23 protein-coding genes, 1 pseudogene and 2 riboswitches are annotated in these 26,617 nt (G+C 68.8%); of the genes and pseudogenes, 23 read left to right on the forward strand and 1 reads right to left on the reverse strand.

Annotated elements, in window-relative coordinates:
• The 11 genes and pseudogenes from A5648_RS15550 to A5648_RS15600 form a co-directional block, all read left to right on the forward strand.
• Positions 1–102, forward strand: a pseudogene (locus A5648_RS15550) (type VII secretion protein EsxI); the annotation flags it as partial.
• An 83-nt stretch (positions 103–185) separates the two neighbouring features.
• Entirely contained in the window at positions 186–1,406 is a 1,221-nt protein-coding gene (locus A5648_RS15555) for a PPE family protein (RefSeq protein WP_065025413.1), read from the forward strand.
• Between the two features lie 12 nt (positions 1,407–1,418).
• A complete protein-coding gene (locus tag A5648_RS15560; RefSeq protein ID WP_065025441.1) occupies positions 1,419–2,714 on the forward strand; it encodes a PPE family protein in 1,296 nt (431 codons plus the stop codon).
• Positions 2,715–2,719: 5 nt separating this feature from the next.
• Entirely contained in the window at positions 2,720–4,033 is a 1,314-nt protein-coding gene (locus tag A5648_RS15565; protein WP_065025442.1) for a PPE family protein, read from the forward strand.
• Positions 4,034–4,159: 126 nt separating this feature from the next.
• Positions 4,160–4,346: riboswitch (M-box (ykoK) riboswitch) on the forward strand.
• Positions 4,347–4,755: 409 nt separating this feature from the next.
• Positions 4,756–5,961 (forward strand): PPE family protein, encoded by a 1,206-nt coding sequence (locus A5648_RS15570; protein WP_065025414.1) that lies wholly within the window; start codon positions 4,756–4,758, stop codon positions 5,959–5,961.
• A gap of 22 nt (positions 5,962–5,983) precedes the next feature.
• The gene (locus tag A5648_RS15575) at positions 5,984–6,697 is read left to right on the forward strand and encodes an MgtC/SapB family protein (protein WP_065025415.1); all 714 of its coding nucleotides are present in this window, start codon (positions 5,984–5,986) and stop codon (positions 6,695–6,697) included.
• Positions 6,698–6,744: 47 nt separating this feature from the next.
• The gene (locus A5648_RS15580) at positions 6,745–7,656 is read left to right on the forward strand and encodes a sterol desaturase family protein (protein ID WP_165607356.1); all 912 of its coding nucleotides are present in this window, start codon (positions 6,745–6,747) and stop codon (positions 7,654–7,656) included.
• A 112-nt stretch (positions 7,657–7,768) separates the two neighbouring features.
• Positions 7,769–8,347, forward strand: a complete 579-nt coding sequence (locus A5648_RS15585; protein WP_109401112.1) for a LysM peptidoglycan-binding domain-containing protein — start codon at positions 7,769–7,771, stop codon at positions 8,345–8,347.
• A 137-nt stretch (positions 8,348–8,484) separates the two neighbouring features.
• Complete coding sequence (locus tag A5648_RS15590; RefSeq protein ID WP_065025416.1) at positions 8,485–9,147, forward strand: hypothetical protein; 663 nt, start codon at positions 8,485–8,487, stop codon at positions 9,145–9,147.
• Positions 9,144–9,644: a VOC family protein gene (locus A5648_RS15595; protein WP_065025417.1), complete on the forward strand. Its 501-nt coding sequence runs from the start codon at positions 9,144–9,146 to the stop codon at positions 9,642–9,644. Before A5648_RS15590 ends, A5648_RS15595 begins: the two co-directional genes overlap by 4 nt.
• Positions 9,645–9,674: 30 nt before the next feature.
• Positions 9,675–11,183 carry an FAD-binding protein gene (locus A5648_RS15600; RefSeq protein WP_065025418.1) on the forward strand — a complete coding sequence of 503 codons (1,509 nt, stop codon included), beginning with the start codon at positions 9,675–9,677 and terminating at the stop codon, positions 11,181–11,183.
• Here the strand turns inward: A5648_RS15600 and A5648_RS15605 are convergent.
• Positions 11,180–13,114: an ABC transporter ATP-binding protein/permease gene (locus A5648_RS15605; protein WP_065025419.1), complete on the reverse strand. Its 1,935-nt coding sequence runs from the start codon at positions 13,112–13,114 to the stop codon at positions 11,180–11,182. The genes A5648_RS15600 and A5648_RS15605 overlap by 4 nt on opposite strands.
• A gap of 91 nt (positions 13,115–13,205) precedes the next feature.
• Here A5648_RS15605 and secA2 point away from each other — a divergent pair, with 91 nt between their 5' ends.
• The 12 genes from secA2 (at position 13,206) to A5648_RS15665 (ending at position 26,617) form a co-directional block, all read left to right on the forward strand.
• Entirely contained in the window at positions 13,206–15,605 is a 2,400-nt protein-coding gene (gene secA2 / locus A5648_RS15610) for an accessory Sec system translocase SecA2 (RefSeq protein ID WP_109470809.1), read from the forward strand.
• A gap of 9 nt (positions 15,606–15,614) precedes the next feature.
• The gene (locus tag A5648_RS15615; RefSeq protein ID WP_065025421.1) at positions 15,615–16,223 is read left to right on the forward strand and encodes a CDP-alcohol phosphatidyltransferase family protein; all 609 of its coding nucleotides are present in this window, start codon (positions 15,615–15,617) and stop codon (positions 16,221–16,223) included.
• Complete coding sequence (locus A5648_RS15620; RefSeq protein WP_065025422.1) at positions 16,216–17,145, forward strand: DUF881 domain-containing protein; 930 nt, start codon at positions 16,216–16,218, stop codon at positions 17,143–17,145. The genes A5648_RS15615 and A5648_RS15620 overlap by 8 nt, the downstream gene beginning before the upstream one ends.
• Before the next feature lie 46 nt (positions 17,146–17,191).
• On the forward strand, positions 17,192–17,524 hold the full coding sequence (locus tag A5648_RS15625; protein WP_064855409.1) for a small basic family protein: 333 nt from the start codon (positions 17,192–17,194) through the stop codon (positions 17,522–17,524).
• A gap of 4 nt (positions 17,525–17,528) precedes the next feature.
• Positions 17,529–18,293: a DUF881 domain-containing protein gene (locus tag A5648_RS15630; protein ID WP_207511729.1), complete on the forward strand. Its 765-nt coding sequence runs from the start codon at positions 17,529–17,531 to the stop codon at positions 18,291–18,293.
• A 28-nt stretch (positions 18,294–18,321) separates the two neighbouring features.
• Positions 18,322–18,735, forward strand: a complete 414-nt coding sequence (gene gcvH / locus A5648_RS15635; RefSeq protein WP_065025423.1) for a glycine cleavage system protein GcvH — start codon at positions 18,322–18,324, stop codon at positions 18,733–18,735.
• A 175-nt stretch (positions 18,736–18,910) separates the two neighbouring features.
• Positions 18,911–19,396, forward strand: a complete 486-nt coding sequence (gene garA / locus A5648_RS15640; protein WP_207511731.1) for a glycogen accumulation regulator GarA — start codon at positions 18,911–18,913, stop codon at positions 19,394–19,396.
• A 1-nt stretch (position 19,397) separates the two neighbouring features.
• Entirely contained in the window at positions 19,398–20,135 is a 738-nt protein-coding gene (locus tag A5648_RS15645) for a MerR family transcriptional regulator (protein ID WP_082966522.1), read from the forward strand.
• Between the two features lie 123 nt (positions 20,136–20,258).
• On the forward strand, positions 20,259–20,753 hold the full coding sequence (locus A5648_RS15650; protein ID WP_065025425.1) for a bifunctional nuclease family protein: 495 nt from the start codon (positions 20,259–20,261) through the stop codon (positions 20,751–20,753).
• A 233-nt stretch (positions 20,754–20,986) separates the two neighbouring features.
• Positions 20,987–21,625 carry a MerR family transcriptional regulator gene (locus A5648_RS15655; RefSeq protein WP_065025426.1) on the forward strand — a complete coding sequence of 213 codons (639 nt, stop codon included), beginning with the start codon at positions 20,987–20,989 and terminating at the stop codon, positions 21,623–21,625.
• A 48-nt stretch (positions 21,626–21,673) separates the two neighbouring features.
• Positions 21,674–21,771: riboswitch (glycine riboswitch) on the forward strand.
• Between the two features lie 151 nt (positions 21,772–21,922).
• On the forward strand, positions 21,923–24,760 hold the full coding sequence (gene gcvP / locus A5648_RS15660) for an aminomethyl-transferring glycine dehydrogenase (RefSeq protein ID WP_065025427.1): 2,838 nt from the start codon (positions 21,923–21,925) through the stop codon (positions 24,758–24,760).
• A gap of 249 nt (positions 24,761–25,009) precedes the next feature.
• Entirely contained in the window at positions 25,010–26,617 is a 1,608-nt protein-coding gene (locus tag A5648_RS15665; RefSeq protein ID WP_131810580.1) for a hypothetical protein, read from the forward strand.

Raw genomic sequence — 26,617 nt, forward strand, 5'->3', positions numbered from 1 at the left:
GCGGTCATCTACGAGCAGGCCAATGCCCACGGTCAGAAGGTGCAGACCGCCGGCAACAACATGGCCAACACCGACGCCTCGGTGGGCTCCAGCTGGGCCTGACCGACCCGAGCCCACCGGGGCACTGCACCGTCACCGGCTGATCGGAGTTTTACGCGGCGGCCAATCGATCAGAGGTGGAGGGCATGGATTTTGGAGCGTTGCCGCCGGAGATCAACTCGGGGCGAATGTATTCCGGTCCCGGTGCGGGACCGCTGCTGGCGGCCGCCGCCGCCTGGGACGCCCTTGCCGCCGAGTTGAATTCGACCGCGTCGTCGTACCACTCGGTGGTCACCAGCCTCGCCCAAGTCTGGTCCGGTCCGACGGCGGCGACGATGTCGGCGGCCGCACAGCCCTACGCCGGGTGGATGAGCAGCACCGCCGCGCAAGCCCAGCAGTCCGCCGCTCAGGCCCGGGCTGCCGCCGCCGCCTACGAGTCGGCGTTCGCGGCGACGGTGCCGCCACCGGTGATCGCCGCGAACCGCAGCCTGCTGCTGGCACTGATCGCCACCAATATCCTGGGCCAGAACACCGCGGCGATCGCTGCCACCGAACTGGAATACACCCAGATGTGGGCGCAGGATGCCGGCGCCATGTACGGCTACGCGGGTGCGTCGGCCAGTGCCACCGCGCTGTCCCCGTTCGCCACGCCGCCGCAGACCACCAACCCTGCCGGTCTGCAAGCCCAGACCGCGGCAGCCACCCAGGCGGGGGCCGGCGTCGGTGCCCAGGCGCAGTCGTCGTTGACCCAACTGATCTCGACGGTGCCGCAGGCGCTGCAGAACATGGCGGTATCGGGGGCGGCCCAGGCGGAGCCGACGTCGATCCTTGACTTCCTGGCGGGACCACTCTCGCCGATCTCGCTGTTCGGGATCGGCGGTATCCCTTATCTGTTGGCGATCCAGTGCGTGCTGTTGCCGATGAACGGCGCGAACGTGGTCTCCGCGGTGAACCGGGCGATGGGGCCCAAACCCTGGCTCGAAGAACCGAAGGCGCTTCCCGCCGGAGCGCTGGCCGGAAGCCGATTGGCCGGCGCGCCGGTGGTATCGGCGGGACTGGGCAACGGCGGTTCGATCGGGCGGTTGTCGGTGCCACAAGGCTGGATCGCCCAGACCTCCACCGCGAAGGCCGTCGCCGCGGTCTTCCCCGAGGCTGGGCCGCAAGCCGTTGTGGCGGTTGCCGCGGAGGGTGAAAGTGGACTGGCCGGCGACCTGGCTCTGGGGAGCCTGGCCGGACGCGCCATGGCGGTCAGCGGGGGAGCCGCCGGTCGCGACGTGGGCGGGGCGACCGGCCTGGCGGCGGCGAGCAAGCCCAATAAGCCGAGCAAGGCGACCATCATCGTCATCCCACCGTCGGCGGAGGACTGAGCCGTGCTCGGCATGGACTTCGGAGCCCTGCCCCCGGAGCTGAACTCCGCGCGCATGTATGCCGGCCCCGGCACCGGTTCGATGCTGGCCGCGGCCGGCGCCTGGCGGGGACTGGCCGGCGAACTCAACGCGGTGGCCTCGGCCTATCAGACGGTGATCGCCGAGCTCACCGGGCAGAGCTGGTTCGGGCCGGCGTCGCAGTCCATGGCGGCCGCCGCGACGCCCTATGCGAACTGGCTGGGCGCCACCGCAACGGCGGCAGAGCACACCGCGAGCCGAATGATGCTGGCGGTCAGCGATTTCGAGCAGGCGTTCGCCGCGATGGTGGCGCCCGCGGCGATCGCCGCCAACCGCAGCCTGCTGGCGAGCCTGGTTGCCGGCAACGTGGTCGGGCAGAACACGCCAGCGATCGCAGCGACCGAGGCCGAGTACAACCACATGTGGTTACAGGACGCGATGGCGATGTACGGCTACGCGGCGCGCTCGGCGGCCGCGTCGGCGGTGCAGCCGTTCACCGCGCCGCCCCCGGTGACCAAGGGATCGGCCGGACACGGCGCTGGTACCGGCGACCAGCTGACCCAGCTGCTGAACGCCATACCGAAGGCATTGCACGGGCTCTCCGGCTCCGGAGGTGCCCCGGCCACTCCGCTCGGAGCGCTGGCCTCGGCGCAGAGCACCGACCCGGTGTCGCAGGCCGCCTCCTACATCGAGACGTTGGCGCGAACGATCCTGCCCGCCAACGACTCCAACATATCGGTGCTCTACGGCATGGGGCAGTATGCGCGCAATCTCAACACCGACCTCGACGTCTCCCAGGCGACCGGCGGCAGGGCCGGGTTCGGTTCCGGTGCACAGGTATCGGGCAGCGCTGAAGCGGCGGCTCCGGCCGGAGGTGCCCGGCCGATGGTGGCCGCGCGCACCGGGAACGCGGGCGTGGTCGGCAAGCTTGCGGTCCCGCCGTCCTGGACCGACGCGGTGCCCGAGGCCACCAGCACCGCAATCGCGGCGCCCACCGCATCGGCGGCCGCCGCGGCCGCACCCGCAGGCCGCGGCGCGGGCATGGCTGAGGCCGGTCTGGCCGGTGTGGCCGCCGGGCGGGCCGGCCGGCGCAAACGTGGCGACCGGCCGGACGCGCACGACGAGCGAATCGCCGGCCGGCTCACCGGAATCAGCGAGGTACGACACTGGCATGTCGAGCCGGGCGAGCTCAAAACCCTGCTGAGTGAGGTGTCCGGGCAGCCCGGTGTGCACGAGATCTACTTCGATACCGGCGAACCGGACACCGGCCCCCCGCCGGGCCGGGAGTGATCGCCATGGATTTCGCAGCACTGCCACCGGAAGTCAATTCCGGGCGACTGTATGCCGGACCGGGATCGGGGCCGATGGTGGCCGCGGCGACGGCGTGGGGCCGCCTGGCCGCCGAAACCGGTTCGACCGCGGAGACCTACCAGTCGGTGCTGGCGGCCCTGAGCGACCAGGCGTGGCTCGGACCGGCCTCGGAGGCGATGGCCGCCGCCGTCACGCCGTACGTGACCTGGCTGCACGCGACCGCGGCACAGGCCGAGCAGACCGCCGCTCGAGCCACCGCGGCCGCAGCCGCTTTCGATCAGGCCTATGCGGCCGTTGCGCCGCCGCCGGTGATCGCGGCGAACCGCAGCGCGCAGGCGACGCTCGTCGCGACGAACGTGCTCGGACAGAACAGCGCGGCGATCGCGACGCTGGACGCCGAATACGCCCAGCTATGGGTGCAGGATGCGCTCGCGATGTATGGCTACGCGGCGCAGTCGGCGGCGGCGGCCGCGCTGGCCCCGTTCACCGAACCGCCGGCCACCACCGACCCCTCCGGCGTGAGCGGGCAGGCGGCGGCGGTGGCCGCGGCCACCGCCGGCAGCGGACACACTCAGCTGTCGCAGTTGATCGCCGCGCTACCGCAGGCGCTGAACGGGCTCGCTTCCGCGCAAGCGGCGCCACCGGCCGCACCGACCCTGTCGCAGCTGGTCTCCTACTTCGAGATCCTGCCGAAGAGCATTGTGCCGTTCAACGACGCGATCAAGACGGTGCTGTACGGCCTGATCCAGTACTCCCGCAATCTCACGATCGACCTCGACATCGCCGCGGCCACCGGCGGCCGGGCCGGGTTCGGTTCCGGCGCAACGATGCTGGCCGCCGAAGCATCCGCACCGCTGCGCTCCGCATCGGTTTCGGCCGGAGCGGGCAGCGCGGGCACGATCGGCAGACTCAGTGTCCCGCCGAACTGGGTGACGACCGCGCCGGTGGCCAAGCTGGCGGCCACCGCCTTGCCGGCTGCCGCGTCGGCGGCGGCGCCGGCCGCCGCAATCCCCACCGGGGTGTTCGGTGACCTGGCGATGGCGAGTCTGGCCGGACAGGCGCTCACCGGCGCCGCACCGCGGAGTCGTCCCGCCGCGGCGATGAACGGCCATGCGCAGAGCCGGCTGGAACGCCTGGTCACCGAGCTGGCCGGCACCACCGAGGTGCAGCACTGGCATGTCGACCCCAGCCGCCTCGACAGCCTGCTCGAGGAACTGGCCGAACAACCCGGGGTGCACGCCGTACACGTCAACCGCGACGGCCAGAACGCCACCGGGCCGGATCGACAACCGGGTTGACGGGGGCGCTAATTCCGCTTCGACGACAAGCGTTTTCGGTGCCGGCGCGGACCGGTGGCCGTGAAGTGATCGACGACGCGCCGTGGCCGATTGACCCTGCCAGCGACCTGGTGCACTATGGTGAGGCAAGCACCTCGTTAGGTGAGGCGTCTGCACGGATACAGGCCACTGACCCCGAACGTCGAAAGACGCCCCGGGTCAGGACAGCTCCTCCCGGATTAAGGGTTGAGCCCAAGTGGCTTCCGGACCTGCATTGTTTGCGCAGGTCAGGACACGCCGTGCAGTGCCGAAGCTCTGACGAGAGGGGTGCGGAGTCCGGCTGTCTGGCCGGGCGCATTCACCTCTGTGTGCATACGTGCAGGCACCCGCGCGTGCCCTGGCCGAGAGGAGGTGAGAGCGACATTGAGTCCGAGTGATAGTTCCTATCCGAGATCGATGGTCGTCTCCTTCGCTCTCGGTACCACTTTCACCCTCTGATTCGCACCGGCGCTGAATTCGTCGACTGGCGTGCCTTCCGTTCGCGGAGTGCGCCAGGCTTCGCCATGTCCTGAAATCGCTTGACAGCTCGGTCTTTCCGCCGAGCAGCGATTCTCCCGACGTGCCCAGCTCCGGCATGTCGCCATGACCGGCTGCCCGCCATCGGGACATCGACCGTGCCTGCACACCCGCCAAGACCGCCCAGCGATCTGGACAAAAACCACCGATCAAAAAGGAGCAATGCCATGGACTTCGGAGCATTCCCGCCGGAAATCAACTCAGCTCGTATCTACACCGGCCCCGGCTCGGGGCCGATGATGGCCGCCGCGGGGGCCTGGGACAAGATGGCCGCCGAGCTCGCCGCGGCCGAGGCCGCCTACCAGTCGGTCATCAACGGACTCGTCAGCGAGGGTTGGATGGGCCCGGCTTCCAACGCGATGGCTGCCGCGGCGGCGCCCTACGCGGCCTGGATGGGCACCACCACCATTCAGGCGGAACAGGCTGCGGCACAGGCCAAGGCGGCAGCCGCGGCATTCGATGCGGCCTACGCGATGACGGTTCCGCCGCCGCTCATCGTGGCGAACCGCAGCCAGCTCGCGACGTTGGTGGCCACCAACTTTCTGGGCCAGAACGCCGCGGCGATCGCGGCCACCGAGGCCCACTACGGCCAGATGTGGGCCCAGGACGCCGCCGCGATGTACGGCTACGCGGCCGCGTCGGCGGCGGCCACCAAGGTGACACCGTTCAGCTCGCCGCGCGAGGTCGCCGACCCGTCGTCGCAGGGCGCACAGCAGGCCGCGGTCGCCCAGGCCGCCGGTAACGCGGCGTCGTCGAATGCGCAATCCACACTGTCCCAGGCGATTACGAACACGCCGCAGACGCTGCAGTCCCTTGCCGCGCCGGTGCAGCCGCCCACGCCGCCGGTCACCGGAGGCGAAGGCATCAGTGCGGGCGACTTGGGCAACGCGCTGACCAACCTGATGAGCAGCTCGTTTTCCCCGATGGGTGCGGCCGGGATCTCCAACTTCGCCGCCGACATGGCGGTGGTACGCGGTGCTGCCATCGCCGCGGGTGACCCGCTGGGCTTGGGCGCCATCGACCCGTTCACGCCCATGTTCGGCGGGTTCGGCGGACTCGGCACCGGAATGCACGGCCTGGGTGCCGGGCTGGGCGGCCTGGGCACCGCCTCGGCGACCATGGGCCACGCGTCCACGGTCGGCGCGCTGTCGGTGCCGCCGTCGTGGGCGGCGTCCATCCCGGCTACCGCCGCCCCGGGCAGCGCCGTGGCCGCCACCGGTTGGACGGTTGCCGCGCACGCGCCGGAGGCCGGCGCGGCCGGTATGCCGGGCGTGCCGTTGGCCGGCGCCGGGCAGGGCCGCAACTACGGTTTCGCCGCTCCGCGGTACGGCTTCAAGCCCACCGTGATGGGTCGGCCGGTAGTCGCCGGCTAGGGCCTGTGACAGGGTTTAGCTCATGCAGACGCTGAGCGTCGCCGAGTTCACGCTGCGACTGGCCGTCGGCTTGGGCTGCGGCGCCCTGATCGGGCTGGAACGCCAATGGCGGGCCAGGATGGCGGGGTTGCGCACCAACGCGCTGGTGGCCGCCGGTGCAACGCTGTTCGTGCTGTACGGCGTCACCGCCGGGGACACCAGCTCCACCCGGGTCGCGTCCTATGTGGTGTCCGGGGTGGGGTTCCTCGGCGGCGGAGTGATCCTGCGGGAGGGGTTCAATGTCCGCGGCTTGAACACCGCGGCCACGCTGTGGTGCTCGGCCGCCGTCGGAGTGCTGGCGGCGGCCGGGAACCTGCTGTTCGCAGTGATCGGCACCGGCGCGATCGTCGGCACCCACCTGTTGCTGCGACCGCTGGGCCGGCTCATCGACCGCGATCAGCACATCGAGGAGGACGAACCGCAGTCGCCCTATCAGGTGCAGGTGATCTGCCGGCCCAAGTCCGAGAAGTACCTGCGCGCCCAGATCGTGCAGCACACCGCCGGCAACGACCTGGTGCTGCGCGGGATCCACACCGGCAAGGACGCCGAGGACAACATCGCGCTCACCGCGTCCATGCTCTCGGACAGCAGGGCGCCGGACCGCCTCGAGCGCCTGGTCGGCGAATTGTCGCTGCAGCCGGGCGTCTACGCGGTGCACTGGCACTCCGAGGACCCGGCGTCGCTGTCGCCGGAATAAGCACCGGCACGGCGCTCTAGGCTGGCATCGAGGCGGAGGTGAGCACGGTGGATTGGATCGCTGGTGTGTGGTCGGTGTTGCCCGCGCCGATGCGCGACCCGGTGCTGTTCGCCATCCCGTTCTTTCTGCTGCTGCTGACCCTGGAATGGACTGCCGCCCGCAAGCTGAAAGACCTCGAACGCGGGTCCTACCGGGCCAGGGATGCCTGGACCAGTATCTCGATGGGACTGGTGTCGGTGGCCACCACCGCCGGCTGGAAGTTGCTCGCGCTGTTCGGCTATGCGGCGATCTACACCTATCTGGCGCCCTGGCATCTCTCGCCGAAGCAGTGGTACACCTGGGTGATCGCGATCCTGGGCGTGGACCTGCTCTACTACACCTATCACCGGATGGCGCACCGGATCCGGCTGATCTGGGCCACTCACCAGGCGCACCATTCCAGTCAGTACTACAACCTGGCCACCGCGCTGCGACAGAAGTGGAACAACAGCGGCGAGATCCTGATGTGGATCCCGTTGCCGCTCTTGGGAATTCCGCCGTGGATGGTGTTCGCCGCGTTCTCGGTCAACCTGATCTACCAGTTCTGGGTGCACACCGAGCGGATCGACAAGCTGCCGCGACCCATCGAGTTCGTCTTCAACACCCCATCGCACCACCGCGTGCACCACGGAATGGACCCGGAGTACCTGGACCGCAACTATGGCGGCATCCTCATCATCTGGGACCGGCTGTTCGGCACCTTCGCACCCGAGCGGTTTCGTCCGCGCTACGGGCTGACCAAGCAGGTCGACACCTTCAACATCGTGACGCTGCAGATCCACGAATACGCCTCGATCATCGCCGATCTGCGCGGCGCTAGCCGGTGGCGTGACCGGCTCGGATACGTTTTCGGGCCACCGGGCTGGCGCCCGGTGCCGTCGGCGACGAGGGCGGCCCCATCGGCGGCACTGCCGCAATGATGGAGCGCACCGACCGCTGTTCGCATAGGCTTGCGACGTCGTATCGCAGCGACACCGCCCGGCGCCTTGCGCCGCGGTGTGCCGATGAGAAGGGGACAACGTGGCGCAGAGCTTGGGAGACACGCTCACCGCAGGAAAGAAGCTCGTCAAGGGCGAGTCGCTGACCTCCAAAAACGGGGCATACACACTGACATTGCAGGACGACGGCAACCTGGTGCTGGCGTCGCGGGGCAAGGCGGTCTGGGCTTCCGGCACCAACGGCAACGACGTGGTGCGCGCCGAGGTGCAACCGGACGGCAACTTCGTGCTGTACACCGCGGACAAACCGATCTGGCACACCGATACCAAGGGCAAGAAGGACGTCAAGCTGGTGCTCCAGGACGACCGCAACCTGGTGCTCTATGCCGCCGACGGTGCGGCCTGGTCCACCAAGACCGAGACCGACGCTCCGCCGCCGGAGGAGCCCAAGGCCGAAACCCCCAAGCCCGAAGCGGCCCCTGAGGCGCCCGCTGCTCCCGCAGCGCCGGAAGCGCCCGCTGCGCGCACCTACACCGTTGTCGCCGGTGACACCCTGTGGGCCATCGCCGAGCGGTTCTACGGCGACGGCAACAAGTACCCGCAGATCGCTGAGGCCAGCGGTATCGCCAATCCGGACCTGATCCACCCCGGCCAGGAGCTGACGATCCCCTGATCGCCGCTGACCGCCGGCGCGTCGGCTCGGAGCCCACACCGGGCCGGGCCGCCGCGCCGCGGCGGTGATCACGGCGGTCGAACACCGGCCGGACTCGAACCGGCCCTCAACGATCGGAGTCGACGGTGCGCGGGCGCATGGTGCGGGTGCTGGCGGTGTGCGGTGCGGTCGGGGTGGCGACCGCGATTCCGGCGATCGGCACCGCGCGAGCCGATCCGGTGCTGGTGTTCCCGGGGATGGAGATCCACCAGGACACCCATGTCTGCACGCTCGGTTATGTCGACCCGGTCATGCGCGTCGCCTTCACCGCCGGTCACTGCCGGGGCAGCGGCCCCGTCACCGACCGGGCCGGCAATGTCATCGGGACATTGGCGACCTTCCGCGACAACACGCCCAACGGTGCGACCGTCAACACCGACCAGGTGATCGCCGACTACGAGGCCATCGTGCTGGCCGACGGTGTCGACTCCAATGACATCCTTCCCGGCGGTCTGCGCCTCGAGACCGGCCCGGACGACGGTGTGGCCCCCGGCGAGCCGGTCTGCCACTTCGGCATCGTCACCGGAGAGACCTGCGGGACCGTCCAGCGGGTCAACAACGGCTGGTTCACCATGGGGGGCGGTGTTCGCAGTCAACAGGGCGATTCCGGCGGCCCGGTGTATGTGATCCGCGGGCCCGGCCTGGCCCGGATCGTCGGCCTGTTCAACAGCGTGTGGGGGGAATACCCCGCCGCCGTGTCGTGGTCGGCGATCTCCCAGCAGGTCCGCGAGGACGTCGGAGTAGCATCCCCTCAGACATGATCTCGCCGCCGCGGACGCCCGTCCAGATCGCTTGGGTCACCAACGATCTGGCCGCCACCGAATCGATGTTGAGCGCGCTGTTGGGGGTGCGCAAATGGGTCCGCATGGCCGGGGTGCACTTCGCGCCGGACACGTGCAGCTACCGCGGTGAGCCGGCGGATTTCGTCGCCGACATCGCGCTGAGCTATCTCGGCGACATGCAGCTCGAGCTGATCGCACCGGTGAGCGGGCGCAGCATCTATCAGGACTTTCTCGCCGACAGCGGGCCCGGACTGCACCACATCTGTGTGGAGGCCGATGACGCCGACGGCTTCGCCGCGATGCTCGACGACGCGGCCGCCGACGGCGCCGAGATCGTCTCGCAGGGCGTGATGCCCGGCGGTATGCGCTTCGCCTACGTCTCGGCGCCCGACGCGGGCGTCCCGTTCGTGGAGATCGCGCACATTCCGCCGGAGATCCGATCCGTCTTCGACTACATCAAACAACAGCAGCGGTGAGCCCCGCCGCTGGACAAGAAGGAGCCGCCAATGAGTACCGAGATACCGGAGACCACCAGTGCCGACACGGTGACGTCTTGGTCCGACGAGGTCGACGTGGTGGTGATCGGTTTCGGCATCGGGGGCGGTTGCGCGGCGGTCAGCGCGGCGGCGGCCGGGGCGCGGGTGCTGGTGCTGGAGCGCGCCGCCGAGGCCGGCGGCACCACGGCCATGGCCGGCGGGCACTTCTACCTCGGTGGCGGCACCGCGGTGCAACAGGCCACCGGGCACGCGGACTCACCGGATGAGATGTACAAGTACCTTGTCGCGGTCTCGCGCGAGCCCGAGCACGACAAGATCCGGGCGTACTGCGACGGCAGCGTGGAGCACTTCAACTGGCTGGAGGACTTGGGTTTTCAGTTCGAACGCAGCTACTACCCGGAGAAGGCGGTGATTCAGCCCAACACCGAGGGGCTGATGTACACCGGCAACGAGAAGGTGTGGCCGTATCTGAACCAGGCTGTCCCGGCACCGCGCGGGCACAAGGTGCCGGTACCCGGCGACACCCAGGGCGCCAAGATGGTGATCGACCTGCTGCTCAAGCGCGCCGAAAACCTTGGCGTGCAGATCCGTTACGAGACCGCTGCGACCGGCCTGGTCACCGGCGGTTCAGCGAGGCTCGACGGAGGAGAGCCGAAGCTGGGAGCGCCGCATGAAACCGACGCCTCGGGAGGCGTCACCGGCGTCACCTGGAAGCGCTACGCCGAAAGCGGTGCGATCAAAGCGAAATCGGTGGTGATCGCGGCCGGGGGATTCGTGATGAACCCCGACATGGTCGCCAGGTACACACCCAAGCTGGCGGAGAAACCGTTCGTGCTGGGCAACACCTACGACGACGGACTGGGCATCCGACTGGGGGAGTCGGTGGGCGGCGCCACCAAGCACATGGACCAGGTGTTCATCACCGCGCCGGTCTACCCGCCGTCGATCCTGCTGACCGGGATCATCGTCAACTCGCAAGGCAAACGGTTCGTCGCCGAGGACTCGTACCACTCACGCACGTCGGGGTTCGTGATGGACCAGCCCGACTGCGCGGCGTTCCTGATCGTCGACGAAACACACCTGCGCAAACCGCGGGTGCCGCTGGTGCCGTTGATCGACGGCTGGGAGTCGGTGACGGAAATGGAAGCGGCACTGGGCATTCCGAAGGGGAACCTGGTGGCGACGCTGGACCGCTACAACACGTATGCGGCCCGCGGGGAAGACCCGGACTTTCACAAGCAGCCGCCGTTCCTCGCTCCACAGGACACCGGGCCGTGGGGCGCGTTCGACCTGTCGCTGGGCAAGGCGATGTATGCCGGCTTCACCATCGGGGGGCTGGCCACATCGGTGGACGGCCAAGTGCTGCGCGAGGACGACAGTCCGGTACCGGGGCTCTACGCCGCCGGTGCCTGTGCGGCCAATATCGCCCAGGACGGTAAGGGCTACGCCAGCGGCACCCAGCTGGGGGAGGGTTCGTTCTTCGGCCGCCGCGCCGGCGTGCACGCGGCGGCAAGCTAAACGGGACTGAGTTCCCAGCGGCCCTGCCCGAGCAGCTCCAGCACGTGCTTGTGGTGCTGTTTGACGGTGTGGCGGTGGCTCACGCTGACCAGAATGGTGTCGGGAAGTTCGCTGCGCAGCAGGCGGTACAGCGTCAGCTCGAGTCCTTCGTCGAGCGCCGATGTCGACTCGTCGAGGAAGGCGGCCTTGGGCCGGGTCAACAGCAGACGGGCGAAGGCCACCCGCTGCTGCTCGCCGGGGGAGAGCACCTTGGCCCAGTCCTCGACGTCGTCGAGCCGGTCGACCAGATTCGGCAACGCCACCTTGGCCAGTGCCTCGGCGATCTCGCCGTCGGACACCTCACCGGCAGCCAGCGGATAGGCCACCACCGCCCGCAGATCACCCAGCGGGATATAGGGCAGCTGGGAGATGAACATCGTCGCGTTGGCCGCATCCGGGCGCCGCAGGGTGCCCGAGGCGTAGGGCCACAGCTGCGCCAGGCTGCGCAGCAGCGTGGTCTTGCCGCTGCCCGACGGCCCGGCGATCATCACCGCGTCGCCGATGTCCAGGTGCAGGTCGAGCGCCTCGATGAGCGGATCGCCGGCCGGCGTGCGCACCTCGACGCCCTCGATCGCCACGGTGCCGTCCGGGCTGGGCTTGACCAGCAGTTCGGGCAGCTCGCGAGCCTCGCGGTCGACCTCGACCAGCCCGTGCAGACGGATGATCGAGGCACGGTAGCCGGCGAAGTTGTCGTAGGCGTTGCGGAAGAACGACAGTGAGTCGGAGATGTTGCCGAAGGCCGTCGCGGTCTGCGCCACCCCGCCGAACATGATCTGCCCGGAGAACAGCCGCGGCGCCTGGATCACCCAGGGCAACGGCACGATCGCCTGGCTCACCGACAGGTTCCAGCCGGCGAAGCCGATGGTCCGGTTCACGAACTTCAGGTAGTTGTCGATGATCGCGCCGAAACGCTTGCGCAGCTGGATCCGCTCGGCGAGCTCGCCCCGGTAGAACGCGACGGATTCGGCGGCATCGCGCACCCGCACCAGCGCGTACCGGAACGCCGCGTTGGTCAGCTCGTTGCGGAAGCTCAGCCGGATCAGCGGCCGGCCGATCCAGAAGGCGACGACGGTGGCGATCGTGACGTAGACCAGGACGATCAGGAACATCGCCCGGGGGATGTCGACTCCCAGCACCGTCAGCGTCCCGGACAGGTTCCACAGGATCGCGGTGAACGAGACCACCGTCACCATCGACTGGACGGCGCCGAACAGCAGGGTGCTGGCGGAGCTGTTGGCCGGCGCATTGGGATTGGCGCCGTTGCCCGCGGTGAAGATGTCGATGTCCTGCTGGATGCGCTGATCCGGGTTGTCGATCGCACCTTCGACGGCGTCGCCGATGATGGGGTCCTGCGGCATCTTGATGAAGTGGGCGCGGTAGTAGGCCCGCCCGTCGAGCCAGTCGCCGGTGAGCCGCTCGGTGAGCCAGATCCGCCAGTTCACCATGAAGTGCTGGGTCAAATAGATGTCGAGCATCACCCGCGCCACGTGCAGCACCGCCATCAGGCTGAAGATGCCGATCGACATCCAGAACCCGTGCACGCCGGAATCTCGGATCGCGTCGTCGCCGCCGGCGGCGCCCTGGAACGCGGTCTGCAGCGAGGAGTACATGTCGTTGCCCTGGAAGCTGAACAGCACGTTGAGCCGCACCGCGGTGATCACCGACAGCAGCAGCACGCCCAGCATCAGCCAGACCCGGACGCTGTCGCGTCCGGTGAAGTAGGCGCCGGTGATCTGCCAGAATTGTCGTCCCCAGCGGGTGCTCACCCGCAGCAGCGCCGCCACCGCCACCACGCAGACGGCGCTGATGGCCCAGGCCATCGCGATCCAGAGCAGCGAATCGGGCAGTGCCTGCGACCAGTCGATGGACGGGTTGAACGGCTTCGAGTCCACTGCCACGTCTCCTTCGCCGCCGGAGCCAGGCGCCGGCCGGTAGACCAAAAATCTCGTGCGAAACCTACCGCGTAGCGCGGCGCGGCGTCGGATGAGCACCGCCGAAGCAGCCCGGTACCGTTGTGCTGTGGCTAACACGTCGAAAACGGTCTCCGGAACCTCGCGTCCCAAGTCGGGCCGGTTGAGCGGAAAATTCTGGAAACTGCTGGGCGCCAGCACTGAGAAGAACCAGAGCCGCTCGATGGCCGAGGTGACCGCGGCCGCCGACTACGCCAAGAAGGCCGCCGGGCTCGATGACGACCAGCTGCGCAAGGCCGCCCAGCTTCTCAAGCTCAAGGATCTGGCCGACGCCTCGGACATCCCGCAGTTCCTGGCGATCGCCCGCGAAGCCGCCGAGCGCAGCATCGGGCTCCGCCCGTTCGATGTTCAGCTGCAGGGCGCGTTGCGGATGCTGGCCGGCGACGTGGTCGAGATGGCCACCGGTGAGGGCAAGACGCTCTCGGGCGCTATCGCCGCCGCCGGCTACGCCATCGGCGGGCGCCATGTGCACGTCGTCACGATCAACGACTACCTGGCCCGCCGCGACGCCGAATGGATGGGGCCGCTGCTGGACGCGATGGGAGTCAGCGTCGGCTGGATCACCGCCGAGTCCAGCGCCGCCGACCGACGCGCGGCCTACCGGTGCGATGTCACCTACGCATCGGTCAACGAGATCGGCTTCGACGTGCTGCGCGACCAGCTGGTCACCGACGTCGATGATCTGGTCTCACCGAATCCGGACGTGGCGCTGATCGACGAGGCGGACTCGGTGCTGGTCGATGAGGCGCTGGTGCCGCTGGTGCTGGCCGGCACCACGCACCGCGAAACCCCGCGACTGGAGATCGTGGAGTTGGTCGGCCGGCTGACACCGGGGGTGGACTACGACTCCGACGAGGACCGGCGCAACATCCACCTCACCGAGAAGGGGGCACGGCGTGTGGAAGCCGCGCTCGGCGGCATCGACCTGTACTCCGAGGAACACGTGGTCTCGACGTTGACCGAGATCAACGTCGCCCTGCACGCCCACGTGCTGCTGCAGCGCGACGTGCACTACATCGTCCGCGACGGCAAGGTGCAGTTGATCAACGCCTCCCGGGGCCGGATCGCCGCCCTGCAGCGCTGGCCCGACGGCCTGCAGGCCGCCGTGGAGGCCAAGGAGGGCATCGAGACCACCGAGACCGGCGAGGTGCTCGACACCATCACGGTGCAGGCACTGGTCAACCGCTATCCCACGGTGTGCGGCATGACCGGAACGGCGCTGGCGGCCGGCGAGCAGCTGCGCCAGTTCTACCAGCTGGGCGTCTCGCCGATCCCGCCGAACATGCCCAACATCCGGGAGGACGAGGCCGACCGGGTCTACATCACCGCGGCGGCCAAGAACGACGCCATCGTCTCCCACATCGTCGAGGTGCACGCCACCGGTCAACCGGTGCTGGTGGGCACCCATGACGTCGCCGAGTCCGAGGAACTCTACGAGCGGTTGCGCAAGCGCGGGGTCCCGGCGGTGGTGCTCAACGCCAAGAACGACGCCGAGGAGGCGACCGTGATCGCCGAGGCCGGCAAGCTCGGCGTGGTGACGGTGTCCACCCAGATGGCCGGGCGCGGCACCGACATCCGGCTCGGCGGGTCCGAAGAAGCGGATCACGACGCGATCGTCGAACTGGGCGGTCTGCACGTGATCGGCACCGGCCGGCAACACACCCAGCGCCTGGACAACCAGCTGCGCGGCCGGGCCGGCCGCCAAGGCGACCCCGGCTCGTCGGTGTTCTTCTCCAGCTGGGAGGACGAGGTCGCCGCGACCAACCTGGAAGCCAACAAGCTGCCGACCGAGACCGATGAGGACGGGCGGATCCTGAGCCCCAAAGCCTCCGGGATGCTCGACCACGCCCAGCGCATCGCCGAAGGCAAGCTGCTCGACATCCACGCCAACACCTGGCGCTACAACCAGCTGACCGCCCAGCAGCGCGCCATCATCGTGGAGCGGCGCAATACGTTGCTGTCCACCCCGGCGGCGCGCGAGGAGCTCGCCGAGCTGGCCCCGCAGCGCTTCGCCGAGCTGCGCGAGAAATTCGGCCAGGACGGTGACGACGCCGATGCGAAGCTGGAGAAGATCTGCCGGCTGATCATGCTCTACCACCTGGACCGCGGTTGGGCCGATCACCTGGCGTTCTTGGCCGACATCCGGGAGAGCATCCACCTGCGCGCCCTGGGCCGGCAGAATCCGCTCGACGAATTCCACCGGATGGCCCTGGACGCATTCGCCTCACTGGCCGCCGACGCCATCGAGGCGGCCCAGCAGACCTTCGAGACCTCCGAACGGATCGAGTCCGAGCCGGGCATCGACCTGTCCAAGCTGGCGCGGCCCACCTCGACGTGGACCTACATGGTCCGGGACAACCCGCTGAGCGACGACACGATGGACGCCCTGAGTTTGCCCGGGATCTTCCGCTAGGAGGTCGATATGGCCTCCGGCTCCGAGCCAGTCCACGACCGGGTGCTGACGGTGCCCAACGTCATCAGCTTGGCCCGTCTCGGTTTGATCGGCGTCTTTCTGTACCTGCTACTGGTGGCGCGGGCCGACGGGCTGGCGGTGGCGATCCTCATGCTCAGCGGCGCCTCGGACTGGGCCGACGGCAAACTGGCCCGGTTGCTGGATCAGTCGTCGGCGCTGGGGGCACTGCTCGACCCGGCGATCGACCGGCTCTACATGGTGGCGGTCCCGGTCGCCTTCGGCCTGCGCGGCCTGGTGCCGTGGTGGATCATCGGCACCCTGCTGGCCCGCGACCTGCTGCTGGCCGCGGTGCTGCCGGTGTTGCGCAGCCGGGGACTGACCGCGCTGCCGGTGACCTACGTCGGCAAGGCCGGCACCTTCGCGCTGATGTCGGCGTTTCCGCTGATCCTGTTGGGGCAGTGGGACGCGCTGGCCGGCCGGGTGGTGGCATCAATCGGTTGGGCCTTTTTGATCTGGGGCCTGGGCATGTACCTGTGGGCGTTCGTGCTGTACCTGATCCAGGTGGGGCTGGTAGTGCGCACGATGCCGAAGGTCGTCTCTCGAGTAGCAGATGTCTGAGCCGTTTTTCGCCCTCAGCGGCTACGACAGCGGCGGCGACCGGGGCGCTCACGAGGCCGGCCGGCCGCAGCGATTCGCGGTGCCTTCACTGCTGCGCTCGCTGCTGTCGGAGCACCTCGACCCCGGCTATGCCGCGGCGGCGGCCGAACGCGACTCCGGGCGCGTCACCACGGGACGGGCCCGGCTCGCGGGGTGGGGGTGGGAGGCGCTGGCGGCGCTGCTGGTCGCGACCGTGTTCGCCGTCGCGTTCGCCCAGGCCCGCTCGTTGGCGCCCGGGGTGCGCGACGCCCAACAGGTGCTGGCCACGAACGTGCGGTCGGCCGAAGACGTGACCGGCAGGCTCGCCGACAAACGCGAGACACTGACCAACCGGGTCGACGAGTTGCGCCGGCACCGGCTGGCCGATGACGCCGAGGGCCAGCGGGTTTTGGCCGGCCTCGACGCGCTCAGCCTGGCCGCCGCCAGCAGCCGGGTGACCGGCCCCGGCCTGATCGTCACGGTGACCGACCCCGGCGTCGGGCGAAACCTCTCCGACGCCTCCAAACAGCGGGTGTCGGGCAGCCAGCAGATCATCCTGGACCGCGACCTTCAGCTCGTCGTCAACTCGTTGTGGGCCAGCGGCGCCGAGGCGATCGCGATCGGCGATGTCCGGATCGGCCCCAACGTGACGATCCGGCAGGCCGGCGGTGCGATCCTGGTCGACAACAAGCCGATCAGCAGTCCCTACTCGGTGCGGGCCATCGGGCCGCCGCGCGAGCTGCGCGATGCCTTCGACCGCACCCCAGGCCTGTACCGGCTGCGACTGCTGGAAGTGTCCTACGGCGTGGTGGTGCGCGTCGACGGCCGGACCGGTGCCGACCTGACCTTGCCGGCGGGTTCGGTACGAGATGTCCGGTTCGCCAAACAGATAGGGGAGTCGTGACGCAAGCTTGCAGGGGTCCGGTTCGGGAGGCTGGAGTGATTTCTCAATGATCGGTATCGCCGCGCTGGTCGCCGGCATCGTGCTGGGACTGGTTTTTCATCCCAGCGTTCCGGAGGTGGTTCAGCCCTACCTGCCGATCGCGGTGGTGGCGGCGCTGGATGCCGTGTTCGGCGGTCTGCGGGCCTATCTGGAGCGGATCTTCGACGCGAAGGTGTTCGTCGTGTCGTTCGTGTTCAACGTCCTGGTCGCCGCGCTGATCGTCTACCTCGGTGACCAGTTGGGGGTCGGCACCCAGTTGTCCACCGCGATCATCGTGGTGCTGGGCATTCGTATCTTCGGTAACGCCGCGGCGCTGCGACGACGGCTGTTCGGAGCCTGACGCGGTGGGTACCGAGCCGGTGCCGCACGGGCGGCACGAGTTGCCCGAGACGGACGATCGCGCGCGGTCGCGGCCGGGCCGCTCCGGCCCGTTGTTCGGTGTGCTGGCGATGCTGCTGTGCCTGCTGCTGGGCGTCGCGATAGTCACCCAGGTCCGCCAGAACGACTCCGCCGACGCCCTGGAAACGGCCCGGCCGGCCGATCTGTTGGTACTGCTGGAGTCGCTACGTCAGCGCGAAGCCGCGCTGGGCACCGAGATCGCCGAGTTGCAGCAGACGCTCGAGGCGCTGCAGGAGTCCGGCAGCAGTGACCAGGCCGCTATCGAGAACGCCCAGGCCCGGCTCTCCGCGCTGGCGATCATGATCGGCACCGTCGGCGCTCTCGGGCCCGGGGTGGTCATCACCGTCGTGGATCCGGCGCGCGGCGTCGCGCCGGAGACGATGCTCGATGTGATCAACGAGCTGCGGGCCGCCGGCGCCGAGGCGATGGAGGTCCGCGATGGCGCCAAGGCGGTGCGGATCGGAGTGGATTCCTGGGTCGCCGGTCCCCCGGGGGCGCTGGAATTCGACGGAATAGCCTTGGCCCCACCGTATTCCGTTCTGGCGATAGGCGATCCGCCCACGCTGGCGGCCGCGATGAACATTCCCGGCGGGGCGGTCGACAGCGTCAAGCGGCTCGGCGGCACCATGGGCGTGCAGCAGGCCGATCGCGTGGAGGTGACCGTGTTGCGGCAACCGAAACCGCGCCAATACGCTCAGCCAGTCAAGTGAACCCGACAGCGCAAGGAGCACGATCACCGTGAGTTCGGAAAGTTTAGTTCCCTCCGATCTGTATTACACCGCTGAGCACGAGTGGATTCGGCGCACCGGGCAGGACACCGTCCGGGTGGGCATCACCGACTTCGCGCAGGCGGCGCTGGGTGACGTGGTCTTCGTGCAACTGCCCGGCGAGGGCACCGAGGTGATCGCGGGGGAGAGCTTCGGCGAGGTGGAGTCGACCAAATCCGTTTCGGATCTCTATGCGCCGATCTCGGCCAAAGTGGTTGCCGTCAACGCCGATCTGGACGCCAACCCGCAGCTGGTGAACTCCGACCCGTACGACGCCGGCTGGTTGCTGGATCTTCAGGTCGACAGTGCCGCCGCCGATGCCCTGGATCAGACCCTGTCGGGACTGCTGAGCGCCGACGCGTACCGCGCGACGCTGGCCGAATGAATATTGCTAGCCTGCCTGCCGGGACGCGCCGGGTATTCCGGGACACGATCCCGCGGTGCGGGGCACATTATCGACCGCTGCGCGGTACGGTCGACTCAACAATCATGGGTCCGGTGCCATGGATGTCCGGCGGGTGCGACCAGGTAGGACGACAGTGGCCAGTGAGGAGCAGCGGGTGACGGAGAAGGACTCGGGAAACGGGCAGGACCAGGCAGGCGACGAGGTCACCGTGGAAACCACATCGGTCTTCCGCGCGGACTTTCTGAGCGAACTCGACGCGCCCGCGCAGGCGGGCGGTGAGAGCCTGACCTCGGGTGTCGAGGGGTTGCCCGCGGGATCGGCGCTGCTGGTGGTCAAGCGGGGCCCCAACGCCGGGTCGCGTTTCCTGCTCGACCAACCGGTCACCGCAGCCGGACGCCATCCCGACAGCGACATCTTCCTCGACGACGTCACGGTCAGCCGTCGCCACGCCGAGTTCCGGCTCGAGGGCAACGAGTTTCAGGTTGTCGACGTCGGCAGCCTCAACGGCACCTACGTCAACCGGGAGCCGGTCGATTCGGCGGTCCTGGTCAACGGCGACGAGGTCCAGGTCGGCAAGTTCCGGCTGGTGTTCCTGACCGGCCCCAAGACGGGTGAGACCGAGGCCGGGCCGGGGAGCTGAGTTGAGCGCGCCTGACAGCCCTGAACTGGCCGGGATGTCGATCGGAGCGGTACTGGATCTGCTTCGGCCCGAATTTCCGGATGTCACGATCTCCAAGATTCGTTTCCTGGAGACCGAGGGGCTGGTCACGCCGCAGCGGGCGGCGTCGGGCTATCGCCGGTTCAGTGCGTATGACTGCGCCCGGCTGCGTTACGTCCTGACCGCCCAGCGCGACCACTACCTGCCGCTGAAGGTGATCAAGGCGCGGCTGGACGCCGAGCCGGACGGGGCGTTGCCGCTGACCGAGTCGGCCTATCCGGTCCCGCGGTTGGTGCCGGCCGTCGACGAGGCCACTCACCACGCCACGGTGTCGCCCACGCCGCCCCGGCGGGTCAGGCTGAGCCGGGAGGACCTGCTGGAACGCTCGGGCGCCGATGATGTGCTGCTGACGGCGCTGGTGCGATCCGGGGTGATCACCGCCGGGCCGGGGGGATGGTTCGACGAGCACGCGGTCGTCATCGTGCAGTGCGCCCGGGCGCTGGCCGACTACGGCGTCGAGCCACGCCACCTGCGGGCGTTCCGCTCAGCCGCCGATCGGCAGTCGGATCTGATCGCCCAGATCGCCGGACCGCTGGTCAAGGGCGGCAAAGCCGGCGCACGCGACCGCGCCGACGACTTGGCGCGCGAGGTCGCGGCGCTGGCGATCGCGCTGCACACCGCGCTGCTCAAGTCGGCGGTACACGACGTTCTGCACGGCTGAGGACTAGACTTCGCGTCGGCGGCTTGTTGTGCGACATGCGGTTGTCCGACCGGGGGTTTCGCAGTGAGTCGTGCTGGGGCACAGCCACTTGGAAGACAAGCAAATGCGGAGGGCTGACTGGAGATGGGTGAAGTACGCGTGGTCGGCATTCGCGTCGAGCAGCCACAGAACCAGCCCGTGCTGTTGCTGCGCGAAGCCGACGGCGACCGCTACCTCCCGATCTGGATCGGGCAGGCCGAAGCCGCCGCCATCGCCCTGGAACAGCAGGGCGTGGAGCCGGCCCGGCCGCTGACCCACGACCTGATCCGCGACCTGATCGCCGCGCTCGGACATTCGCTCAAAGAGGTCCGGATCGTCGATCTGCAGGAAGGCACGTTCTACGCCGACCTGATCTTCGACCGGGACATCACGGTCTCGGCGCGCCCATCGGATTCGGTGGCGATCGCGCTGCGGGTGGGGGTGCCGATCTACGTCGAGGAGGCGGTGCTGGCCGAGGCGGGCCTGCTGATCCCCGACGAGAACGACGACGAGTCCTCCGGCGCGGTCCGCGAAGACGAGGTGGAGAAGTTCAAGGAGTTCCTCGATAGCGTGTCGCCCGACGATTTCAAAGCAACCTGACCCGGCGCGGCGGCCTCAGCCCCGTCACAGAACCGTCTCATCTGCAGGCGGTGACGCCGACACGCCCACGGCAAAGCACGGCCCGCAAATCGCGGCCCCCATACTGAATCCACGGCGGGAACAACGGCGCGGCGGCTCGCGCGACAGCGTATGCTCACCACCAACTCGGGCAAGAGCAAACGCGGTCACCGGCCAGCCAGTGGCAACGAGCGCGATCGGCGAGAGGAAGCATCGTGGGAGAGCAACCGGGGCAGGACCAGCTGGACTTCGCGGGTCAGTCCGAATCGGGCGCCGATGTCGAGGTTGCAGCGGGCGCTTCCGGCGTCGGTGAACCGGTGCAGGCCGGGCTGTTCCCCGATGACTCCGTCCCCGACGAGCTGGTCGGCTACCGCGGCCCCAGCGCCTGCCAGATCGCCGGCATCACCTACCGCCAGCTGGACTACTGGGCCCGCACCTCACTGGTGGTGCCCTCGATTCGGGGCGCGGCCGGCTCCGGCAGCCAGCGGCTGTACTCGTTCAAAGACATCCTGGTGCTCAAGATCGTCAAGCGACTGCTCGACACCGGCATCTCGCTGCAGAACATCCGGGTCGCCGTTGACCACCTGCGGGAGCGCGGGGTCCGCGACCTCGCCAACATCACCCTGTTCTCCGACGGCACCACCGTCTACGAGTGCACCTCGGCCGAGGAGGTCGTCGACCTGCTGCAGGGCGGGCAGGGCGTGTTCGGCATCGCGGTGTCGGGCGCGATGCGCGAGCTGACCGGCGCCATCGCCGACTTCCCCGGTGAGCGCGCCGACGGTGGCGAGTCGATCGCCGCGCCGGAAGACGAGCTGGCCAGCCGCCGCAAGTTCCGCGACCGCAAGACCGGCTAGGGCGAACTCGCTGCGCGGACCCTGCCGGCGCTAGACTGGTCGGCGCATCAGCCTCGCGCGGGAGAGTCCCGGGACAGCCAGTCTCGGGCGCCGAAGGAGCAATACCTCTCCGTCAACCTCTCAGGCACCCGGACCGCGCGGGCATTGATGCCTCTGGAAAGCGGTGCTGCCCGTTTCGGGTTCACCCGCCCATGGGGAAAGGCGCCCCGGATATCCCGGCGCCGAATCTCTCAGGCGCCCGGGACGGGCAGACGACAGAGGGGGAGGACACAAGTCGTCTATCGCCGAGGAGCCAACGTGCCCGAACACACCGAATTCCGTTTCGTCGACCGGCACCTCGGCCCCGACAGTGCCGCGATCGCCACCATGCTCACCACCATCGGGGTGAACTCGCTGGACGACCTGGCCGCCAAGGCGCTGCCGAGCGGCATCCTCGATGCGCTGCGGCCCGACGGCGTCGCGCCGGGGCTGGAGGCGCTGCCGGCGGCCGCCAGCGAGACCCAGGCGCTGGCCGAACTGCGGGAGCTGGCCGACGCCAGCACGGTTGCGGTGTCGATGATCGGCCAGGGTTACTACGACACGCTCACCCCGCCGGTGCTGCTGCGCAACATCATGCAGAACCCGGCCTGGTACACCGCCTACACGCCGTATCAGCCCGAGATCAGCCAGGGCCGGTTGGAGGCTCTGCTGAACTTCCAGACCATGGTGGCCGATCTGACCGGGTGCGAGATCGCCAACGCGTCGATGCTCGACGAGGGGACCGCCGCCGCCGAGGCGATGACCCTGATGCACCGCACGGTGCGCGCGAAGACCAACCGGCTGGTGGTCGACGCCGACCTGTTCACCCAGACCGCGGCGGTGCTGGCCACCCGGGCCGAGCCGCTGGGCATCGAGATCGTCACCGCCGACCTGCGAGACGGGCTGCCCGAGGGCGACTTCTTCGGGGTGATCACTCAGTTGCCCGGCGCGTCCGGCCGCGTCACCGATTGGTCGCAGGTGATCGAAGCCGCCCACGAGCGCGGCGCGATGGTGGCGGTCGGCGCCGACCTGCTGGCGTGCACGCTGATCACCCCGCCCGGCGAGCTCGGCGCCGACGTGGCGTTCGGCAGCGCGCAGCGCTTCGGGGTGCCGATGGGCTTCGGCGGGCCGCACGCCGGCTATCTGGCGGTGCACAGCAAGCACGCCCGTCAGCTGCCCGGACGGCTGGTCGGGGTGTCCAAGGATGAGGACGGGTCGCCGGCGTTCAGATTGGCGTTGCAGACTCGCGAGCAGCACATCCGCCGCGACAAGGCGACGTCGAACATCTGCACCGCGCAGGTGCTGTTGGCGGTGATGGCCGCGATGTACGCCGCCTACCACGGCGCCGAGGGGCTGACCGCGATCGCGCGGCGAGTGCACGGCCAAGCGCAGAAGATCGGCGCCGCCCTCGGTGACGCGCTGGTGCACGACCGCTACTTCGACACCGTGTTGGCCCGGGTCCCGGGCCGCGCCGACGAGGTCGTCGCGGCGGCCAAGGCCGCCGGAATCAACCTGTGGCGCGTCGACGCCGACCACGTCTCGGTGTCCTGCGACGAGGCCACCACCGATGCCCATGTGGCCACGGTGCTGGAGGCTTTCGGGATCGCCCCCTCGGAACAGGTCGGTGCCGGTGCCGACGTCATCACCCGTACCTCGGAATTCCTTACCCACCCGGCTTTTTCGCGTTACCGGACCGAAACGGCGATGATGCGCTACCTGCGCGCGCTGTCGGACAAGGACATCGCGCTGGACCGCAGCATGATTCCGCTCGGCTCCTGCACGATGAAGCTCAACGCCGCCGCGGAGATGGAATCGATCACCTGGCCCGAATTCGCGCGCCAGCACCCGTTCGCCCCGGCTGACGACGCCGCCGGGCTGCGCCGGCTCATCGCCCAGTTGGAGAGCTGGCTGGCCGGGATCACCGGGTATGACGCGGTGTCGCTGCAGCCCAACGCCGGCTCCCAGGGCGAGTATGCGGGCCTGCTGGCGATCCACGCCTTTCACGCCAGCCGCGGCGAGGCCCACCGTGACATCTGCCTGATCCCGTCCAGCGCGCACGGCACCAACGCCGCTTCGGCGGCGCTGGCCGGGATGCGGGTGGTCGTGGTGGTCTGCCGCGAGAACGGCGACGTCGACCTCGACGATCTGCGGGCCAAGGTCGCCGAGCACGCCGAGAACCTGTCGACGCTGATGATCACCTACCCGTCCACGCACGGGGTGTACGAGCACGACATCGCCGAGATCTGCGCCGCCGTGCACGACGCAGGCGGTCAGGTCTACGTCGACGGCGCCAACCTCAACGCACTGGTCGGGCTGGCCCGGCCGGGCCGCTTCGGCGGCGACGTCAGCCACCTGAACCTGCACAAGACGTTCTGCATCCCGCACGGTGGCGGCGGCCCCGGCGTCGGGCCGGTGGCGGTGCGTTCGCACCTGGCCCAGTTCCTGCCCGGGCACCCGCTGGCCGCGGAGCTGTCCGGCGGTTCGCCGGTGTCGGCGGCCCCCTACGGGTCGGCGTCGATTCTGCCGATCACCTGGGCCTATATCCGGATGATGGGGGCGCACGGTCTGCGGGCGGCGTCGCTGACCGCGATCGCCTCGGCGAACTACATCGCCCGCCGCCTCGACGAGTACTTCCCGGTGCTCTACACCGGCGAGAACGGCATGGTCGCCCACGAGTGCATCCTGGATCTGCGCGGGATCACTAAGGCCACCGGCGTGACGGTCGACGATGTCGCAAAACGGTTGGCGGACTACGGGTTCCATGCTCCGACCATGAGCTTCCCGGTGGCCGGGACGCTGATGGTGGAGCCGACCGAGAGCGAGAGCCTGGCCGAGGTGGACGCGTTCTGTGAGGCGATGATCGCCATCCGCGGCGAAATCGACCGGGTCGGCGCCGGCGAGTGGACGGTCGAGGACAACCCGTTGCGGGGGGCTCCGCATACCGCCGAGTGCCTGATGGTCGACAAGTGGGAGCACCCGTATACCCGCGAGCACGCCGCCTACCCGCTGGGTCGCGACTTCCGCCCGAAGGTGTGGCCCCCGGTGCGCCGGATCGACGGAGCCTTCGGCGATCGCAATCTGGTCTGCTCCTGCCCGCCGGTGGAAGCCTTCGCCTGAACTCGTCTCACTTGTGGTGTTTCGCATGCCTGCCGTCTGTGAGCGGTAGGTAATATCCTCCGAACGGCTGAGCCGCGCGGCGCGCCGGGTTCCAGACGTTCGCCCGGCGCGGACGCGGCAGTGTAGCGACGCCTGTGCCCGCCATAAAAGTGACGCTGGTGAAAATCAGCAAAATCTCATGTACAACCAAAAAATAGTTTATCCTGGTCTAACCTTAACGGTGATGGGGATCACACTAGGAGAGAGACCATGCAACAGCTTGCGCTTCGCCCTTACTTCACCGCCGGCGTTGCCGTGGCCGGTGCCGGCATCATCGCGATCGCACCGGTCGCGCCCATTGCGCCGGCCGTGCCGGCAGCCGGCGCGCAGTACCACGCGGTGCAGCTGACCGATGCCTGGTCGGACCTGTTCACTCACACCACGGCGAACCTGAACAACATCAACGACAACGCCGACTGGTCGGCGATCACCGCTGTCTTCGGCAAGCTGTTCACCGACCCGTTCGGGGTGATCTCCGCGTTCACCAGCATCACGCCGACCGTCACCACCGACATCTCCGAGCTGCCGGCGTCGGTCTCGGTGCAGCTGCCGCCCGGGCTGGAACTGGCGATCGCCAGCATGGGTGCACAAGCGCTGGCCTCGCAGGCGATCAGCAACGCCGCGACCGACATGGCAGGCGGTAACTTCTCCACCTTGTTCACCGCGCCGGCCACCATCGCCGACGCCTACCTCAACGGCGCGCAGAACGTCAGCCTGCTCGGCGGCATCATCAACATCCCGGTGCTCAACGGCATTCTGGCGCCGGTGCAGAACTTCGAGGCCGACCTCAACCTGACCAAGCTGCTGGATGCTCTCGGGCTGGGCAACCTGGACCTGAGCAACCTCAACGTGGACGACCTGCTGAATCAGCTGGGCCTGGGCACCCTGACCCTGGGCAGCCTGCTCGGCGCCCTCGGGATCAGCGACGACGGTCTGGGTGACCTGCTCAAGGGCGGCAGCGACATCACCAACCTGAGCGGATTACTCGGCTTCCTCGGACTCGGTGACCTCGGGCTGGGCAGCCTCAGCCTGACCGGCATCTTGAGCGGCCTGGGCTTGGACACCAACGTGAGCCTCAACGACCTGAGCCTCGATGACGTGCTGAACGTGTTCGGGATCAACGGCGACATCAGCCTGGGTCTGGGCACGCTGTTGGACAACCTCGGCTTCGGCGGCCTGCTCGATTCCTCGCTGGGTGGCCTCATCGACGGGCTGCCCGGCGGCGTACTGGAGGGCATCACCGGTTTTCTGAACTCGGTGATCGGCGACCTGCTGACGAACGTCGTCGGCAGCCTTCCGCTCATTGGTCCGGTGCTGAACCAGCTCCTCGACGCTATCCTCCTGACTCCGCAGAACCTCATCGACGCCCTCAATGCCGTCACCTTCGGGGACCTGCTGGGCGGTCAGACCATCACCGAGTCCGTCAGCTCGCTGCTGGCGGCGTTCGGCGTCACGCTGTCACCCGACGACCTGACGATCGGCGGAATCCTGGAGGGCCTCGGCTTCGCCCCCTCGACCGGCGACCTGACGCTCAGCGGCCTGCTCGGCGGGCTGGGGCTCGGCGGTCTCGACATCACCGGGTTGCTCAACGGCCTGAACCTGGGCGACCTGGTCAGCGGCCTGGGGCTCGACGACCTGCCGTTGAACCTAGGCAACCTGGTCGGCGACCTGTCGGATCTGAACCTGAACGACCTGCTCAACGACCTGGGTCTGGGCAACTTGGACCTGGCCAACATCACCGTCAGCTCGTTCGGTGGGATGATCACCCAGCTGGTGGACGTCATCCCGCAGCAGATCCTCGATATGTTGGGCGCCTAG

This window comes from Mycolicibacter sinensis (assembly GCF_001673565.1).
Lineage (GTDB): Bacteria > Actinomycetota > Actinomycetes > Mycobacteriales > Mycobacteriaceae > Mycobacterium > Mycobacterium sinense_C.

Excerpts from the sequence above, each read along its gene's own strand:
- A5648_RS15555 (WP_065025413.1), top strand. The coding sequence starts at position 186 with ATGGATTTTGGAGCGTTGCCGCCGGAGATCAACTCGGGGCGAATGTAT.
- A5648_RS15560 (WP_065025441.1), top strand. The coding sequence starts at position 1,419 with ATGGACTTCGGAGCCCTGCCCCCGGAGCTGAACTCCGCGCGCATGTAT.
- A5648_RS15565 (WP_065025442.1), top strand. The coding sequence starts at position 2,720 with ATGGATTTCGCAGCACTGCCACCGGAAGTCAATTCCGGGCGACTGTAT.
- A5648_RS15570 (WP_065025414.1), top strand. The coding sequence starts at position 4,756 with ATGGACTTCGGAGCATTCCCGCCGGAAATCAACTCAGCTCGTATCTAC.
- A5648_RS15575 (WP_065025415.1), top strand. The coding sequence starts at position 5,984 with ATGCAGACGCTGAGCGTCGCCGAGTTCACGCTGCGACTGGCCGTCGGC.
- A5648_RS15590 (WP_065025416.1), top strand. The coding sequence starts at position 8,485 with ATGGTGCGGGTGCTGGCGGTGTGCGGTGCGGTCGGGGTGGCGACCGCG.
- A5648_RS15595 (WP_065025417.1), top strand. The coding sequence starts at position 9,144 with ATGATCTCGCCGCCGCGGACGCCCGTCCAGATCGCTTGGGTCACCAAC.
- A5648_RS15600 (WP_065025418.1), top strand. The coding sequence starts at position 9,675 with ATGAGTACCGAGATACCGGAGACCACCAGTGCCGACACGGTGACGTCT.
- secA2 (WP_109470809.1), top strand. The coding sequence starts at position 13,206 with ATGAGCACCGCCGAAGCAGCCCGGTACCGTTGTGCTGTGGCTAACACG.
- A5648_RS15615 (WP_065025421.1), top strand. The coding sequence starts at position 15,615 with ATGGCCTCCGGCTCCGAGCCAGTCCACGACCGGGTGCTGACGGTGCCC.
- A5648_RS15620 (WP_065025422.1), top strand. The coding sequence starts at position 16,216 with ATGTCTGAGCCGTTTTTCGCCCTCAGCGGCTACGACAGCGGCGGCGAC.
- A5648_RS15625 (WP_064855409.1), top strand. The coding sequence starts at position 17,192 with ATGATCGGTATCGCCGCGCTGGTCGCCGGCATCGTGCTGGGACTGGTT.
- A5648_RS15650 (WP_065025425.1), top strand. The coding sequence starts at position 20,259 with ATGGGTGAAGTACGCGTGGTCGGCATTCGCGTCGAGCAGCCACAGAAC.
- A5648_RS15665 (WP_131810580.1), top strand. The coding sequence starts at position 25,010 with ATGCAACAGCTTGCGCTTCGCCCTTACTTCACCGCCGGCGTTGCCGTG.